The sequence below is a fragment of the Acinetobacter sp. ANC_7504 genome (assembly GCF_056779995.1).
In genome coordinates, this window is the sequence record NZ_JBWYIZ010000006.1 from 101,141 (window position 1) to 116,110 (window position 14,970).

At 38.5% G+C, this 14,970-nt stretch carries 16 protein-coding genes; 7 read left to right on the forward strand and 9 right to left on the reverse strand.

What is annotated here, in order from left to right; all coding sequences use genetic code 11:
- Positions 1 to 91: 91 nt before the first annotated feature.
- Positions 92 to 736, reverse strand: a complete 645-nt coding sequence (locus AC1M9F_RS08400; RefSeq protein ID WP_481592254.1) for a ParA family protein — start codon at positions 734 to 736, stop codon at positions 92 to 94.
- A gap of 132 nt (positions 737 to 868) precedes the next feature.
- On the opposite strand from AC1M9F_RS08400, the gene AC1M9F_RS08405 reads away from it, so the two are divergent.
- Entirely contained in the window at positions 869 to 1,336 is a 468-nt protein-coding gene (locus AC1M9F_RS08405) for a Holliday junction resolvase-like protein (RefSeq protein ID WP_481592253.1), read from the forward strand.
- A 31-nt stretch (positions 1,337 to 1,367) separates the two neighbouring features.
- Here the strand turns inward: AC1M9F_RS08405 and AC1M9F_RS08410 are convergent, their stop codons facing one another.
- Entirely contained in the window at positions 1,368 to 2,000 is a 633-nt protein-coding gene (locus tag AC1M9F_RS08410) for a class I SAM-dependent methyltransferase (RefSeq protein WP_035264378.1), read from the reverse strand.
- Positions 2,001 to 2,244: 244 nt separating this feature from the next.
- Here AC1M9F_RS08410 and AC1M9F_RS08415 point away from each other — a divergent pair, with 244 nt between their 5' ends.
- Positions 2,245 to 2,811, forward strand: a complete 567-nt coding sequence (locus AC1M9F_RS08415; RefSeq protein WP_171076732.1) for a hypothetical protein — start codon at positions 2,245 to 2,247, stop codon at positions 2,809 to 2,811.
- Positions 2,812 to 2,890: 79 nt separating this feature from the next.
- Positions 2,891 to 3,328 carry a protease inhibitor I42 family protein gene (locus AC1M9F_RS08420; protein WP_180028899.1) on the forward strand — a complete coding sequence of 146 codons (438 nt, stop codon included), beginning with the start codon at positions 2,891 to 2,893 and terminating at the stop codon, positions 3,326 to 3,328.
- A 49-nt stretch (positions 3,329 to 3,377) separates the two neighbouring features.
- On the opposite strand, the gene AC1M9F_RS08425 is transcribed toward AC1M9F_RS08420, so the two are convergent.
- On the reverse strand, positions 3,378 to 3,953 hold the full coding sequence (locus AC1M9F_RS08425; RefSeq protein ID WP_481592251.1) for a hypothetical protein: 576 nt from the start codon (positions 3,951 to 3,953) through the stop codon (positions 3,378 to 3,380).
- A 53-nt stretch (positions 3,954 to 4,006) separates the two neighbouring features.
- Entirely contained in the window at positions 4,007 to 4,780 is a 774-nt protein-coding gene (locus AC1M9F_RS08430) for a class I SAM-dependent methyltransferase (protein ID WP_481597532.1), read from the reverse strand.
- A gap of 121 nt (positions 4,781 to 4,901) precedes the next feature.
- Here AC1M9F_RS08430 and AC1M9F_RS08435 point away from each other — a divergent pair, with 121 nt between their 5' ends.
- The 3 genes from AC1M9F_RS08435 (at position 4,902) to AC1M9F_RS08445 (ending at position 8,234) form a co-directional block, all read left to right on the forward strand.
- Positions 4,902 to 6,164, forward strand: a complete 1,263-nt coding sequence (locus AC1M9F_RS08435; protein WP_481597533.1) for a hypothetical protein — start codon at positions 4,902 to 4,904, stop codon at positions 6,162 to 6,164.
- A 305-nt stretch (positions 6,165 to 6,469) separates the two neighbouring features.
- The gene (locus AC1M9F_RS08440; RefSeq protein WP_092766779.1) at positions 6,470 to 7,210 is read left to right on the forward strand and encodes a TetR/AcrR family transcriptional regulator; all 741 of its coding nucleotides are present in this window, start codon (positions 6,470 to 6,472) and stop codon (positions 7,208 to 7,210) included.
- A gap of 70 nt (positions 7,211 to 7,280) precedes the next feature.
- On the forward strand, positions 7,281 to 8,234 hold the full coding sequence (locus AC1M9F_RS08445; RefSeq protein ID WP_481597534.1) for a 2-hydroxyacid dehydrogenase: 954 nt from the start codon (positions 7,281 to 7,283) through the stop codon (positions 8,232 to 8,234).
- Positions 8,235 to 8,344: 110 nt separating this feature from the next.
- On the opposite strand, the gene AC1M9F_RS08450 is transcribed toward AC1M9F_RS08445, so the two are convergent.
- From AC1M9F_RS08450 to AC1M9F_RS08460, 3 genes are all read right to left on the reverse strand, one after another.
- Positions 8,345 to 8,977, reverse strand: a complete 633-nt coding sequence (locus tag AC1M9F_RS08450) for a hypothetical protein (RefSeq protein WP_481597535.1) — start codon at positions 8,975 to 8,977, stop codon at positions 8,345 to 8,347.
- A gap of 374 nt (positions 8,978 to 9,351) precedes the next feature.
- A complete protein-coding gene (locus AC1M9F_RS08455) occupies positions 9,352 to 11,370 on the reverse strand; it encodes a CocE/NonD family hydrolase (RefSeq protein WP_481597536.1) in 2,019 nt (672 codons plus the stop codon).
- Positions 11,371 to 11,869: 499 nt separating this feature from the next.
- A complete protein-coding gene (locus tag AC1M9F_RS08460; RefSeq protein WP_481597537.1) occupies positions 11,870 to 12,409 on the reverse strand; it encodes a TetR/AcrR family transcriptional regulator in 540 nt (179 codons plus the stop codon).
- A gap of 96 nt (positions 12,410 to 12,505) precedes the next feature.
- Here AC1M9F_RS08460 and AC1M9F_RS08465 point away from each other — a divergent pair, with 96 nt between their 5' ends.
- Complete coding sequence (locus AC1M9F_RS08465; RefSeq protein WP_481597538.1) at positions 12,506 to 13,039, forward strand: HPP family protein; 534 nt, start codon at positions 12,506 to 12,508, stop codon at positions 13,037 to 13,039.
- Between the two features lie 195 nt (positions 13,040 to 13,234).
- Here AC1M9F_RS08465 and AC1M9F_RS08470 read toward each other — a convergent pair whose 3' ends face one another.
- Both AC1M9F_RS08470 and AC1M9F_RS08475 read right to left on the reverse strand, forming a co-directional pair.
- Positions 13,235 to 13,624, reverse strand: coding sequence for a hypothetical protein (locus AC1M9F_RS08470; RefSeq protein WP_481597539.1), 390 nt, complete (start codon positions 13,622 to 13,624; stop codon positions 13,235 to 13,237).
- A 9-nt stretch (positions 13,625 to 13,633) separates the two neighbouring features.
- A complete protein-coding gene (locus AC1M9F_RS08475; protein ID WP_481597540.1) occupies positions 13,634 to 14,845 on the reverse strand; it encodes a hypothetical protein in 1,212 nt (403 codons plus the stop codon).
- Positions 14,846 to 14,970: the final 125 nt, after the last annotated feature.

Consider the following 14,970-nt stretch of genomic DNA (forward strand, 5'->3'; position numbering starts at 1 on the left):
TATCTGACGCACATCTGATTCATTTCGAGTATGCATTTAACATCATATATGAAAATGAAAAAAAAGTGCGATGACAATCTGTATTCTTTATTTAGAACCAATCACTTGGATCATCAATTAAAACATCTAACAAGGGTTGCCATTGTTGTTGTATTGATAAATAAGTTTTTTGATTTTTATCAAAAATATTGAGACCCTGCATCGCCAATTGACCATAAGCTGTTCGTTCAGAAATCCAAGCAACAGGTTGTTGTTCAATTTTGGCAAAGAACTGTTGGATCTCTTGAGCACTCTGACTATTTGGTTTGACACGATTTGCCACCAAATGAACTTGAACTTTACCTTTCCGAATACGTTTAATGTCATGAATGTGTTTTAAGAAACGACGCGTGCTGTCGATATCAAAAAAAGAAGGTTGCAGAGGTGTGACCACTGCATGACATTCTGCAATTAATTGTTCTGCGTGTTCGCCTGTTAATGCACCTGGAGCATCAATAATCAGATAATCAAGATTCTTCGGTGCATCACCAATCGATTTTTCATGGCGCCAATCTAAACTTTGAATGTGTGTTGCTGATTTTGGGCGCTGCTTTAACCATTGCAATGCAGATTTTTGATTGTCCGCATCCGCCAATGCAACTTTATAACCTTTCTGTGCGAGTGCTGTCGCCAGTGTAATCGCAGAAATTGTTTTTCCACAGCCACCTTTTTGGTTGGCAATCAGTATCGTTTTCATGAGTTTAAAATTATACATGCTTCAAATAAGGTCTGATCTTAGCTTAGCATTAAAATCAGCCAAAACGCGCATACATGACAAAAGTTTAGTTCTTGTTTAAATTGTCCGCATAACAAGTCATAGAGAACGTCAATGTCCATTTGGATGGCAATGTTAATAGGCGCCTGTATTGGCGTGGTAATCACCACAATGATGTTGAGCTCAACCCGCAATGGCCGTATCAAAGCAGAATATGAACAATATATTGCAGAGCTTGAACTTGAGCATCAACACGCATTAGCTGCTGCTCAAAAACGCAGTGTAAATACCAGTCGTGCGGTACTGAAAGGTAAAATGGCTGAACAATTAGCACCGATTATGCCAGAATTTCAATATTTACCCAGTGATGCTAAATTCTTAGGTGATCCTGTCGACTATGTGGTATTTGATGGATATACAGATTTCCGTGATGGTGATGGCGCGGCAGAAGATATTGAAGTTGTATTGATTGATATTAAAAGTGGTGGAGCACGGCTCACCAAAGGTCAGATGGCAATTGCGAATGCAATTGCCGAAGGGCGTGTGCGTTTTGAGACGATCCGTATCGACTTTCAAGACTAACTTGGATTACTCATCCACTACGTAGAAGTGATCAGTTGGTTTTAGTCGCTCGAGCAAGCATCATGCGACGACCTACTTTGGGCACTTCTTCTGCTTCGAAATAATCGAGTTCAGAAATCTCAAAGCCAGCATCAAGCAGTGCTTGCTCGATATTTCTGTTCAAATGACAACCATCAGCAATCACTTTCTGTACAGGCGTTAAAAGATCTTGAAGACGCTTTAAACTCTTTTGCTGTTGTGCATCGTAAGCGACATGTTCAACCAAATGCAAAGTGCCACCGATACGTAATACACGTTTAATTTCATGTAGAACTTGTTGAACATGACTCACACTACACAATGTCCATGTGCTGACGACATGTTGAATAGATTGATCTTCAAAAGGTAAATTTTCCGCTTTAGCATGAACATGTTCCACATGGAACGGTGCATCTTGAATACGCTGTTCAGCTAATTTGTATACATCTAAACTCGGTTCAAGCGCATAGAGACTGTCCACAGCTTGATAAAATGGCAGGTTAATTCCTGTACCAAAACCAATTTCTAATACCTCACCTTGAATCGGAAGCAGAAGACGGCGTCTGCTATCCATCATACTTGGTAACTGCATGACTTGATTCAGAATATGAGGGAATACTCGTTGCTGATAAAATTTGTAGATCATTTTTGTTCTTAACATCTTCCATTATTTGATTATTTTACACGTTGAATACACTTTTAACAGTAGACAAAATTGTGACTAAATCACGATAGATTGTTACTGTTCATCAATTTCCTTTTCAGAATGAAGTTCTAAGATAGATCATATAGATGTAGGTTAAATACAATTCAGTCGGATGTTGTCCAGAGTAGATGTATGTGCTGCGGTTGGGTTGTTTTTGATACTTAGCAAGAAGGATGGATGTCTGTTGAAAAAGTTAGTTCTCGCATTATGTATCGCCCTTGGTGGTGTTTCGGCTTATAGCTCTGCCAGTGTGAAGTCGAGCGACTTTAATATTGCCAATGGTTTGCCCCCAGCTTCGGCAGATCAAAAAATTTCGGTACTGGAACCTTTTGAAGGGGAATTTCGTATTCTTGGTTCAAAAGAATATACCGATGATCCGCAAGCCCAATTTTCACCCATCGACTATGCCGTGACCCGCGGTATTTTCACAGAACCTGAAATTGCACGACAAATTTCGATTAATCAGTATGACCGCTACTTAAATTGGAAAATGGCAAAACCACCGATTCACCCACGCTTAGCAACACAGTTGGTGAGTAACATGCACATTATCCCGGCTAATCCAGAAATTGCGAAAGAGATTAAGAAAGTTCAACGCGGTGATCTGGTGCGCTTAGAAGGGGAATTGGTGCAAATTAATGCCAAAGATTTGGTGTGGAAGTCAGCTTTGGATTGGAATGGTATCGGCGATGGTGCATGCAAATTAATTCGCGTCGAATCAATTGAATGGTTAGAAAAGCGCAATATTTAAACAGGATTTGAGATTGATGAGTTTGAAATGACTTTCAGCTCAAAGTCTTCATCATTAGAGAAATGAGAGAGTGTGGATCATGAGCGTTGGCAAGACATCCTTATGGATAAGTTTATGTATTGGCGTACTCGGGAGTAGTCTTGCCGCATGTCAAAATCCAGTCTCTGAAGTGCAAGCGGAGTCCCATCACTACACTGATCAGCAAAATTGTCCTGCACTATTGGTGATGAAAGTGGGTGAAACCTTAGAATTTAATGCAGCAGAAAATCCAAGTACGGGTTATCAATGGCAAATCATGCAACCGCTTCATCTCTTTAAAGTTGAAGAACAATATTTGGCGACTGAAAAATCAAAAGCGATGGTAGGCGTTGGAGGTGAAAAGACAGTGAAGCTGACTGCGCTAAAGCCTGGTCAGGAACTCATTGAATTGGCGTATGTGCGACCTTGGGAAGTTGCTCAAGACCGTACTCAAACAGATGCCCCAACATCGTGGCAATGTCGAGTACGTATTTCTTAAGCAGGCAGAAGACTGTTTCTAAAATTGTGCTGTACTTTTACTATGTACGCTATTGTTCTTTCGTGACACTAGTATTTTGACTCCAATGTTGGAGTTGGGCTTTCGCAGTATAATAATCACTCATATTTCGAATTGCATCTTTAGGATTTCGAAGCTCATCTTCGGGAGACTGTTCGAGCTCTTGATAGACCTCAATCTGATTTTCCCAGTATTGATAAAATAAGCCTTGAATATATCTACCTTGTTCCGTCTTAAGATCTAATTCTTTCAACATATTGAGGGAGGACTGAATGAGATCTCGTTTACGCTGAAACTCCATATCCGCATTTAAATTGCCATCTGCTTTTAATTGCTGAAGTTCTGCGTCTAGCTCATCACTTAATTGCTCAAAACTTTGATCATATTGATTCAGCAAAGCAACGTCATGTGCGTCATTTGGAGTGGATTCAAACGATTTGATCGGCTGTGCTTCAATTTGTGTTTTCAATTCAACAGATGGATCAACGGATTCTTTTTGTTCGGTCTGAGGGTTTTGTTCTGTTTTTTGGCATCCAATGAGCATGAAAGGCATACTCAAGCAGAGTGCAAATATCGAAAGTCGAATAGGGTGAAGATTTGCCGTCATGAGAGTCAATCCTCTGTTGGTTTTTTTAATGAATGATCGAGATTAAGTTTAGTTTATCGCGCACGATAGTGATAGGCATAAGTGATATAAGGAAAGGAAACTTCATCATGGAGCATGAGTCCCGTGTGTTCAAATACGATCGATTCAAATACTGTTTTCATTTGTGCTTGGTCTGCTGCTGACATTGCCGCAATAAAACTGGTAGATAACAGTCGTTTGCTGACGACCTGTTCAACACTGCCGACTTGATGCTGAGTGAAGGTACTTAAACTTTGGAATTCAAATAATTCTTGCTGCTGAAATACATTTTGCCATTGGTTGCTATGAAAGCGTGGCGTATCGGACTCAAAAGGTGCGATGTAATCCGCCAATGCTTTGACCCAATCCACTGAGATATCTCGTTGGTTCCAGACTAGCCCTAAATGCCCTTGGGGTTTAAGAAGGCGATGCATTTCTTGCAATGTTTGTCGTTCAGCAAACCAATGAAATGACTGTGCGCATAAAATAGCATCAACACTATGCGTTGATTGCGCAATTTGATGGCTTGATGCTTGTAGTGTCTTCACCTCAGGATGTACTATTTTCAATTGTTCGAGCATTGCTGGAATCGGTTCAACGGCGATTATGTTCGAGGTGACTTGTTTTAGATAGTGCAGGAATTTTCCTGTACCTGAACCTAAGTCAATCGCAACTGCATCAGGATGAATATTCAACTCATCTTTCAACCACGTGACGATAGCCTGTGGATAATTTGGTCGGACTTGTTGATAAAGTTCAGCCGCAGAACTAAACCCATTTTCAGCAGCAGGATGAAGTGAATGTGTCATATTTTGCGCTTTTTAATCTGAACAGTATCTATAAAATATGACACCGACAATGTGATGTAAGCAAGTGAACGATTGATTCATTTTGCAAACCAGATGATGAGAACCCTTTTTTGGAATTGCAATGGATAAGCAAATAGTATTTGAAGACGAACACATCAGAGCAATTTATTTAAAAGGAACAACAGAAACATTGGTTCTCTCTTTTGGTGACTTGATCAGTCGTGCCAAGGGCAATGCCATTAATGCTGAAAAATCCTTAGCCAAATATGACTACAATGTCATAGGTATCATGCCAAAACAAAAGTCATGGTTCCCATCACAGAGCATGCAAGCTTTGATCGAGCAAATATCGCCTTTGTTGAATCAATTTCAGCGTGTCGTGGCTTATGGTGGTTCTATGGGTGGCTACGCAGCGATTAAGTACAGTAAGCTATTGGGCGCAGCACGTGTGGTCTCTATGGTGCCACAATATTCAATTAATCCTGCTGAAATTGAAGACCGCCGTTATACTGATTTTTACGATCCTAAGGTCAATGCTGACATGCAAATTGACGCGACAGATATTGCGTCCGATGCAGAATATATCGTGGTTTATGATCCTTACTTTGATCTGGATCGCGAGCACTATGAAAAGATTAAGCCACTTATTCCTCAACTCAATACACTTCATTTACCTTATACGGGTCATGATGCGGTTGCTGTATTAGCAAATTCTGCGTTATTGCATGATTTTATTGAACATGAATTTGATGTAACCTACTTTTATCGCCAGATTCGAGCAGTTAAAAAGAACAGTAAATTTTACTATCGAAGCGTGATCGCACATCTGCTTGGCACCCACAATGAAGCATTAGGTAATATTTTAAAAACCATCGATCTACAACTAGACAGTAGCTTTTTTGATGCCAGTCTTAAACAGACGATTACCCGTATTTTACTGACCAACAAACGAGTAGATGAACAAGATCTACAAAAGCTCGGTATTTCGATTCATTTGCCGTTTGAAAATAAAACACAACTTCATGATAGCTTTGGCAAAGTGTTGGTCTTTAACGTGATCACCCAAAAACTAGAAAGCTATGAACAACATGTGATTGATATTAATGGTAAGTATATTATTCCATTACATGTGGAAAGTACTGGATTGGCCCAGATTGAAATTAAAAAACAGCACTATCTCATTTGTATGAATGATCGCCGTGTCACCAAATTGATCAAAATGGATGATGCGCTCAGTGCGGATATGAGCCCTTTGATTGTGAAAAAGGGCGAAGGTTTCTTTAGCATCAGTTATAAGCATCTCTATATGCACTGCGATGAGTTAGGAAACTGTATTTTTGAATCAGATACTGTTGGTGAAGCAGAAAAATTTTCAGTGGAGTAAGGCTGAATTTTTCATAGTTATTGATCAAAGCGCTTCGGCGCTTTTTTTATCTTTAAGTAAAAAAGATAGAGTGTGTGATAGGTCTCAATCTGTCATAAAAAGTGATATTGTTTAAAATTTACCCGTGTTTATTTTGTAACGAAAGCGACGGAATGACTCTGTTTCGTTGCTAAGATCAGGCAATATATAACGAATTTGAATGATTCAAATGATGATGTATTCATGAATATCGGAATATTCATGCATCTTTCACGTGTCTACTTGAGCACAAAAAAACCCATATAAATGGAATTTAGGTGGGACAAATGAATAAAAAGAAAATTGCAAAAACTGAAACAGGAATGAATCCTCCAAAACAATCGCGTACACATCGTCGTGTTATGCAGGTGATTCAAACCGCTGAAAAACTTTTAGTTAAAATGGGCTTAGAGTCAATTTCAATTCCTGAAATTGCCAATGCTTCAAACATTCCAAGAGCGAGTATTTATCAGTTCTTTCCGACAAAATATGATCTGTTGCATCATATGGCACAGTTGCATTTGCAGAAACTAGTAAGCTTGCTCAAGGAAGCTGGTTTAAACGTCATACGCGAACATCCGCACGAAAGTATGGCGGCTTATGGTCGAATGGTGGCTGCAGCTGTGATTGAAACCACTGCCAAGTTTTATAATGAATCTGCTGTGGCACGATTATTAATATTGTCAGGTCCACTGAACCGACAAGTGTATTTACGTCATCAAATGGAACTCAAACAGTTCAGTCAAGATTTAAGAGATGCACTTAAAGCAATTCGGGTAGATGATTATTTACCACAACAACCTGACAGTATGTTGATCATTATTGAAATGATCTTTACTTGTATGAAACATGGTTATTACACAGAAGATCGGATTTCTGAACGTATTTGTGAGGAGGCGTATCGTTTGGCAACGGCATATTTAAATGCGCTGAAAGAAGATCAATTTTCCCTAAAAGCACAGCGTGCAGCAACGACGCAATCTGAGACAAAAAACCAGTCAAATCAGCTATTGTTGACCTACAATTAAGCTTACAATCAGTTGAATTATCATGAAAATCTTGCAGTCGAAATGCAGATCAATATTGCTGAGGTTCAACGTGAAAGCTGTTTTTTTGGATCAATTCTCTCTCGATCAGAATGATTTAGATTTTTCGGGGTGGTATCAAGTCTTTGATGAGGTAACATTCTTTGAGCGCACTGATCCAGATCAAGTGCTTGAACGCATTGCGGATGTAGATGTGGTGGTGACCAATAAAGTGGTGATTACGGCAGACATGATGCAACAACGACCGCAGCTTAAATTAATTTTAATTTCAGCCACAGGCACCAATAATGTCGATTTAATCCAAGCAAAAGCTCAAAACATTGTGGTATGTAACTGTCAGGCATATGGTACTGCCGCTGTAGCTCAACATACCATGATGTTGATGCTGAACTTGGCAACGTCTTTTATTCAATATGATCGTGCAGTTCGTGCGGGTGAATGGAATAAAGCATCACAATTCTGTTTATTAGATTTCCCCATTGCTGAATTGAATGGTAAGACCTTAGGGATTTTGGGCTATGGTGAACTTGGTCAAGCAGTAGCGAAGCTGGCTGAAGCCTTTGGTATGAAGGTGATTGTGGCTCATTTACCGGGACGACCTGCAGCCGCTGATCGTGTCAGTTTAGAAAGCTTGCTGCGTCAATCAGACTTTATTAGCTTACATTGTCCATTAACTGAAACAACACGCGACTTAATTGATGAGGAAGCATTCAGTCTAATGAAAGAAAGTGCATATTTAATTAATTGTGCCCGTGGTGGCATTGTGAATGAACAAGCATTGGCGGAAGCACTAATAAATCGGAGAATCGCAGGGGCAGCGACTGATGTATTGAGTATAGAACCGCCTCAGCAAGGCAATGTGTTATTGAATTCGGATATCCCTAATCTCATTATTACACCACACAGTGCATGGGGAAGTGTTGAAGCACGTCAACGTATTGTGCAACAAGTACAGGAAAACGCAGCTGCATTTAAAGCGGGTCAACCGATCCGTCAAGTTAACTGAAGTTAAGTAATAAAAAAGGTGCTGTGAGAAGCACCTTTTTTCTTGAAGAGATATAAATAAACTCAACCTAATAAATAAACTCCACTTAGGTTTGAATAAAACGACATGGTTTAACGTGGGACACCTGCATCACTGTCATCTACAGCTGGACTAGAGGTGGTAGCTCCACTATTAGGTAAAGCAACACTTTGACGCTGAATGGTCGGTTCTGCTTCAGGTGCTTGATTTTGACTTGTTAGCGTGGTGTTGGCTGATTGCGCAGTTTCAAGGTTGACTGAATTTTCTTGAACGTGTAAAGCGACCGATGCAGTGGTTTGAGCAGGTGAGGCTATGGCAGCAGGTGCTGTCGTTGGGTTAGGTTGACTCAAACTGCCTCTTTCGATGGGAACACCACCTGCTCCGACGAGGTTCTGTTTAACATGCTGCACAGATTTAACAGTTGTATCTACGCCTTGACGAGCACCGTCACGTAATGCAACCGCTTTTTCATTGGTGAATTCTTTGGTGTTTTGCCAAGCTGAATCGACGGATGGTTTGATTTTAGCAATACCACGCTTGGTCGCATCATCAACGGTGTTGGCTGTATTTTGCAAAGTCTCTTGTGCTTTGACTGCAAGTACTTTGGCTAAATTTGGATTGTCACCGTAAGCAGGATTGTTGCCCGTTAAAGTAGAGTCTTGAGCAAATGTAGTTGCTGAGTATAGCGTAATACAACTTACCAGCATCGTTTTCATTATGTTCATGAAGGATCCTCTTCTCGGTTCTGTATGGGTGGCGCTGTGACTCAATCGCCTCATCTGTACAAAACTTTTGAATTTTTTATCAGTTTCCAAGCAAACTACATGAGCGATGGGGCTGTTTCAATGTTGAAATGTATCTGTAACGTTGTGCTTCGGCAGTTTTAATGATTAAAGCTACAATTTTTATTCATCTTGCATCGCTTAAAGGCTTTTAGGATACAACACTACATTGTGTGCATTGGATCGTGGACAACAAAATTAAAAGTAAAGTTTATCCTCCGATTCTAAGACAGGTGTTGATCAAACCAATATATTCAACATAAAAAAAGTCTGAGCATGGATTCATGCTCAGACGCTGTTTATAAGAAATCTAAAAATTAATGCTTCAGATATTGAGTCGGGACTTTTGGTAAAACCACGCTTGATGGGTATTGTGAATTCGAATAGATCGAAATCGATCCCAAAAGCGATGAAGTTAAACTTGGTAATGGGGCAACGCCTTTCCATACATCACTGGAAACCACCGAAATTTGAATACGATGTCCTTTAGGAATAAGCGCAGCAGTTGCTGGAATCTCAACATTGACCAAGACTGGCTTGTTTTTGTCTAAAGGCTGAATATCCGATGCTTTAAATGTATGCCAAGGTTGAATCATTTGTCCTTTGATATAACGAGAACGTGATTCGTCAACTTTACGCATGGACGCTGTGATAATACCCGTGCTTAATGTTTTAGCATTGCCCGTTCTTGGGTCCACATCGGATACACGTACGACTAAACCACTGTCTTTAGAGCTGGATGAAATCCACAAGTCAGCTTGTATCGGTCCATTTAAATAATAGTCTTCAGTTAAAGGTACTGAGTTAAAGACTGAAGCAGGAATATTCGCCAAGTTGCTATTTTCCAGACATGGGAACGGTAGGATAGACGTTGCACCAATGAGAACTTGTTCAACGGTACTTGAGCATAAACCGAAAGTTGGCGCTTGTAATAAGTAGTTTTCACCAGAGCTTGACGTTGGTCGATCTTTTGCAAGGTTTCCACGTGTATTTAAGAATAAACGATCAGGTTCTAATGCTACATGCGGCCAATCCGTACTGACGACATAATCTTCATAACCGTGCACCCATTGTGTGACGTTAGGTAGAGTTTCAGCGCCAGTGTTGATGCCTTTTAAATATTGATCAAACCATTGAAGTTGCATTTTGTCTAAACGCGGTACATTACCTTTAGGCAAACTTGGGAAAAGTTGTGCGGCTTGAATGTGTGCCCAAGGTCCAATAAAGGTTTTTACTGTGGTATGACCTTTTAATGCTTCATGCCAAAGCGGTTCACTGCGTTGGAACAAATCACGTGTTCCCCCGACAATAAAAGTCGGAACTTTAATATTATTGGCTTGTTCTAACAGCGATCTTTCTTGCCAAAAGTCATTATCAAAGGCATCAGCTTTGCCTTTTAGTGCATTGGCAAAAAGCGGTATTTGGAATTCTGTACTGTTAATAATTTTATCGAGTGCGGTCAGTTTTCCAGTAATCGGGTCTTGAACCAAGGTATCAATCGGTAAAGTACCCAACAGTGTAATCAAACTCATCCAAAGTGGAATGAAGTTCGTATTTAGCTGTCCACCATTGAAAAGAATATCGCGGTACGCATCACCCATAGGTACGATTGGGAACGCTGCCTTGATCGCTGGATGTTGTGTCGCTGCACCCAGTATCGCCGTGATTCCTAAATAAGAAACGCCATATAAGCCGACATTTCCATCAGAGAAGCTTTGTTTACTTGACCAGTCAATAATTTCATAAGCATCTTGTTGTTCGACTTTGCCAAAAGCTTCCCACTTACCTGTAGAGTTACCTGTTCCACGAACATCTGCAACGACTGTTGCGTAGCCACGTTTCACCATTTCAGGGTCTGCACCACCTGCTATTGCTGAAACCTTACCTGCAACCCCTGCGCTATAGGCCGTTTGAATAACAATCACAGGGAATTTTGCATTGATAGGACGACCTGACTCATCGGCAGGGAGCGTGACATAAGTGGCGATTCGCGTTCCATCACGCATGGTAATCCACTGTGCTGGCAAGGTCACCGACTTAGGATATTCAGCAGGTCGATCATACAATTGCCATTGAGCATTGGCATTGGAAAGTAATGGGACTTGAGGTTGACTCGGAGATTGTCTAGTTCCGAGTCGAGTGTTTTTTAATGCAACGGGAGTACCTGGGAGTGTGACATCTGGGGAGGTCACTGGGTCGGGTTGAGGACTTAAATAGCTTAAGTCTGGTGTCACATTTGGAGTTGGATTAATTGTTTTATTCGCTATGCCAATGGTGGTCGCAAGTATCGTGACGCCGATGCCAACAGCAGCATAGAAAGAATTTAGCAATTTCATTACATAATTCCTTTTTGTTTTTCATTTTTGTAGTCGTGCTTGAGTGAAGAATGAAATATGCATAAAGCCAAATCGTTCCATTCATTTTATTTTTATGTCTCCTAATCTGATCAAAAAAGATAATTCAGATTAGGCTTTGATGTTGTATCACTGTTTAGTTTAACTAACAAGTTGGGGTCTTGCTGTTTGTCGGATTGGCAATGATGTTTTGATTAAGTATTTTATTTTTAATATAAAAAAATATTGATTGGGTCAGTTTAAAAAATACAACTGTATATAACTTAATCATAATTTAGAAGATATTTCTTCTATCTGATTTCTAAAGAAAATTATAAATTGTGAGCATTTATGCCAATCAGGAGCTTTTATTGAAACTGTAGAAACTCAGCGCTATGTGAGACTTTCACCTTTATGAAAAATCGTGATTAATCAAATTTTTTTACTCTGATATCTGAAGCAATACTGATTTAGGCAAAATATGCGCAGCTTTAAATCAAAGTCATTGCTCGAATAGATGATTTATATTTTTCTTAATCAGAGCACCAAGTTGAGGATCAAATCCATCTACCAAGAATCGGCTAATTAATCCTTCTATTAATGTGTAAATTAATTCGGATAAGTCTTGCCGGCCCATATTCAAGCAATGTGTTGATATTAATTCTTTTATCCATTGCTTATGATTTTGAGCAACTGAGATTATAGATTTATCGTCTTGGTTCGATTCAGCGACAGCTCTAACAAATAAGCATCCTTTAAAGGAGTCTTGTTGAAACCACTGCATATGCCAATCAAAAATTTTGTTTATTGCCGCAAGACCTTCTGATTTGCCGATATATTGAAACAAACTCTCTTTAAATTTTTCATCACGAGCTTTGAGAACGGATTCAACCAACTGCATCTTATTTTTGTAGTACGTGTACATCGTGGTTTTCGAACACCCTGATTGATTTCGAATTAAGTCTACACCTACGCCAACAAAGCTATTTTGGTTAAATAGTTTTTCTGCTGTATCAAGAATTTTTAATGCTGATTTTGACATCCTTGCAATCCTGAAAATAAAAATAGTACAGATCTGTACTATTTTTATTTTATCTGTATTATGCTTTTAAAACAATATTAAAAAGGCGATATCAGTATGATTTCAATTTTTGAAGGAAAAGAAAAACTTACTGCTTTTCCTAAACCGCACGAAATGATTCGGAGCTTTATTGGAGGAACAATTAGTATTTTTTTGCTACTTTTGTTGAGTAAATTAACGGGAAATATTTATATCATGGCGCCTTTTGGCGCAACTTGTGTAATTCTTTATGCAGTATCACAGTCGCCATTAGCTCAACCTAGAAATGTGATTTTCGGTCATTTTATTTCTGCTTTTATCGGTCTATTTTTTCTTAAGTTTTTTCCTGATTCGATTTTGACTGTAGCTTTATCAGTCGGTTGTGCGATTGCCTTAATGCAAATTTTTAGATGTGTGCATCCTCCAGCAGGAGCAAATCCATTGGTCATTTTATTAACAGCAGATTCAATCAGCTATGGATGGAATTTCCTCATATTTCCTGTGCTTTTAGGATCTGTGGCTTTAGTATTGATTGCGATGATTGTGAATAATATTAAACCTAATCATAAATGGCCACTTTACGGTTTAGGTATAATCAAATCCAAGTCATAATTGAAATTTGCATCATTCGATTTTTTTAATCTTATGTGAAACTACCTGAGATAGCCTTTCACTCAAACCTATCTTTTGTGAGACTTGGCACTGGTCGAGTCACTTTATACTCCCCACTTATAAAAAAGCACAGTTGGTTTTAGCCAATTGTGCTGTTGTAGTTTATGAATGATCAGATGAATGGTGTTTAGAGCCTTAGAAATGTTCACACTGTTGAAGATTTTGCGCGTTAAAGTGGTTTTTTAGCGCGTTAAAGTTGGATTGTTTTACTGAATCTTGAATATCAAATACGGTTTGTTTGTTCTCGACATCTGCATCTAAATTTGAATGTGCTGAAATCAGTTTTTCCCCTTGGAAGAACCAGTATTCAGTAGCTTTGCCTGTCTCAAAGTTGCCTGTAAATTCAATGAGGCAGTTGTCTTTTTGTTTAATGAGGCGAGCAATATTGTGTTGAGTTTCAGGTTCAACAGCGATGTTTTTGTGTTGTTCTAATACGATAGGGGCGTTTGGATTCGTTGGTGTAGTTGAACAGGCTGTAAGGGTTAAGCTACTTGATAATGCAATAACAAAATTTAGAAATTTCATTTTTTACTCTCAGATGTTAAAAATATGACCTTTTAAGACGATTTCAACAATATTTAAAAGATCGGCTAATGGTTCCGATAAATAGGTCTCAAAATAAGAGTCATAGTATGAGCTATCAGATAGGTGAGGGGCTTTTCCATGAACAATAGAGCCTCTAATATTTAGTAAATGACGGATTTGGTTGTTATCAAATTTATTTGAATATTGTAGACATAAATTTTTAAATTTTTGGGAACTCTTAGTACTAGTATCTTCAATTAAGGATTCAATACAAGTACAAAGAGTTCTATATTGTCCAGCTTCATCTTCAAACCAACTTTTATAAAAATTAGTTAAAGCTAAAATACTCCTTTCGCTTTCTTTACTCATAGAGCTCATAAAATTAGAGATATCTTTCAAATGAGTTGATAGATCATTTCCAATTTTTAATTTGAAATATAAGCTTGGTAGTAAATCTGCGGTCTCTTTATAAGTATATTGATAATCGTTTGGAAAATAAGCGCACCCAGAATCTTTGGGTTCGCCATTAAAGCAATATCTCTTTTTTGAGTCTTCAAATAAGGAAATTGCACCGAGAAGTGCATATAACATTCGCTGAGAAATTTTCTCTGTTGGAGCATGTATACCAATCCATGTCGATATTCTTTTTTGATTTATTTGATTATCAATAATGCTAGGATAATAATTAAAATTAAATTGCTTGAAGTCATCATTAGAAATATTTAGATCTTTAGAGCTTAGATTAGAGCTATTTACTATAAAAAAACTTTCTAGCCTTAAGTTATTTTCTGTGGAAATGGAATTAAATGGGTATAGAAAAATTATATGAGTTGTTTGAAAAAGCGGTGAGATCATTAATGCCCTAGCTAATTGCAATTTTGCATTAAAAGGGATTTGTAAGTTGTAGGATAAATTTGGATTACGGGAAAATTCCCCGTCTTTGATGTACCAGAAATTTTCTGTTAAAAATTGAGTTACTTGTCGTTTTAGTTCTGATATAGGAAGTTCTGATAGATATGGAACACCATTTTGTCTAATGTAAAAAATAGCTTTAGAGTATGTTTTTTCATTTCTCACATAGATTGAAGTACCAAGTGTGCTAGACCAAATAGGGCTATCTGGTTCACGAATCCCAAATTCAGATAGTAGTTGGTGTCTTTCACCTGTTGAATATATTGCATCTAATATCAAATCCACTGCTTTGATACATGTATCTAACATTCTGGATTTCCTATTTTAAGATGTCTCACAATAGTCAAATATGATAAGAGGAACTTACTTTTTATGGGATGATTAAAAATAGGAATAATTTACTCAAAATTTTTAATAAAAAACCCCACTATTTC

What these genes read in the sequence shown, in the direction of transcription:
- AC1M9F_RS08400 (WP_481592254.1), bottom strand. Translation starts at nt 736, where the DNA reads ATGAAAACGATACTGATTGCCAACCAAAAAGGTGGCTGTGGAAAAACA.
- AC1M9F_RS08405 (WP_481592253.1), top strand. Translation starts at nt 869, where the DNA reads ATGTCCATTTGGATGGCAATGTTAATAGGCGCCTGTATTGGCGTGGTA.
- AC1M9F_RS08410 (WP_035264378.1), bottom strand. Translation starts at nt 2,000, where the DNA reads ATGATCTACAAATTTTATCAGCAACGAGTATTCCCTCATATTCTGAAT.
- AC1M9F_RS08420 (WP_180028899.1), top strand. Translation starts at nt 2,891, where the DNA reads ATGAGCGTTGGCAAGACATCCTTATGGATAAGTTTATGTATTGGCGTA.
- AC1M9F_RS08425 (WP_481592251.1), bottom strand. Translation starts at nt 3,953, where the DNA reads ATGACGGCAAATCTTCACCCTATTCGACTTTCGATATTTGCACTCTGC.
- AC1M9F_RS08430 (WP_481597532.1), bottom strand. Translation starts at nt 4,780, where the DNA reads ATGACACATTCACTTCATCCTGCTGCTGAAAATGGGTTTAGTTCTGCG.
- AC1M9F_RS08435 (WP_481597533.1), top strand. Translation starts at nt 4,902, where the DNA reads ATGGATAAGCAAATAGTATTTGAAGACGAACACATCAGAGCAATTTAT.
- AC1M9F_RS08440 (WP_092766779.1), top strand. Translation starts at nt 6,470, where the DNA reads ATGAATAAAAAGAAAATTGCAAAAACTGAAACAGGAATGAATCCTCCA.
- AC1M9F_RS08450 (WP_481597535.1), bottom strand. Translation starts at nt 8,977, where the DNA reads ATGAACATAATGAAAACGATGCTGGTAAGTTGTATTACGCTATACTCA.
- AC1M9F_RS08455 (WP_481597536.1), bottom strand. Translation starts at nt 11,370, where the DNA reads ATGAAATTGCTAAATTCTTTCTATGCTGCTGTTGGCATCGGCGTCACG.
- AC1M9F_RS08460 (WP_481597537.1), bottom strand. Translation starts at nt 12,409, where the DNA reads ATGTCAAAATCAGCATTAAAAATTCTTGATACAGCAGAAAAACTATTT.
- AC1M9F_RS08465 (WP_481597538.1), top strand. Translation starts at nt 12,506, where the DNA reads ATGATTTCAATTTTTGAAGGAAAAGAAAAACTTACTGCTTTTCCTAAA.
- AC1M9F_RS08470 (WP_481597539.1), bottom strand. Translation starts at nt 13,624, where the DNA reads ATGAAATTTCTAAATTTTGTTATTGCATTATCAAGTAGCTTAACCCTT.
- AC1M9F_RS08475 (WP_481597540.1), bottom strand. Translation starts at nt 14,845, where the DNA reads ATGTTAGATACATGTATCAAAGCAGTGGATTTGATATTAGATGCAATA.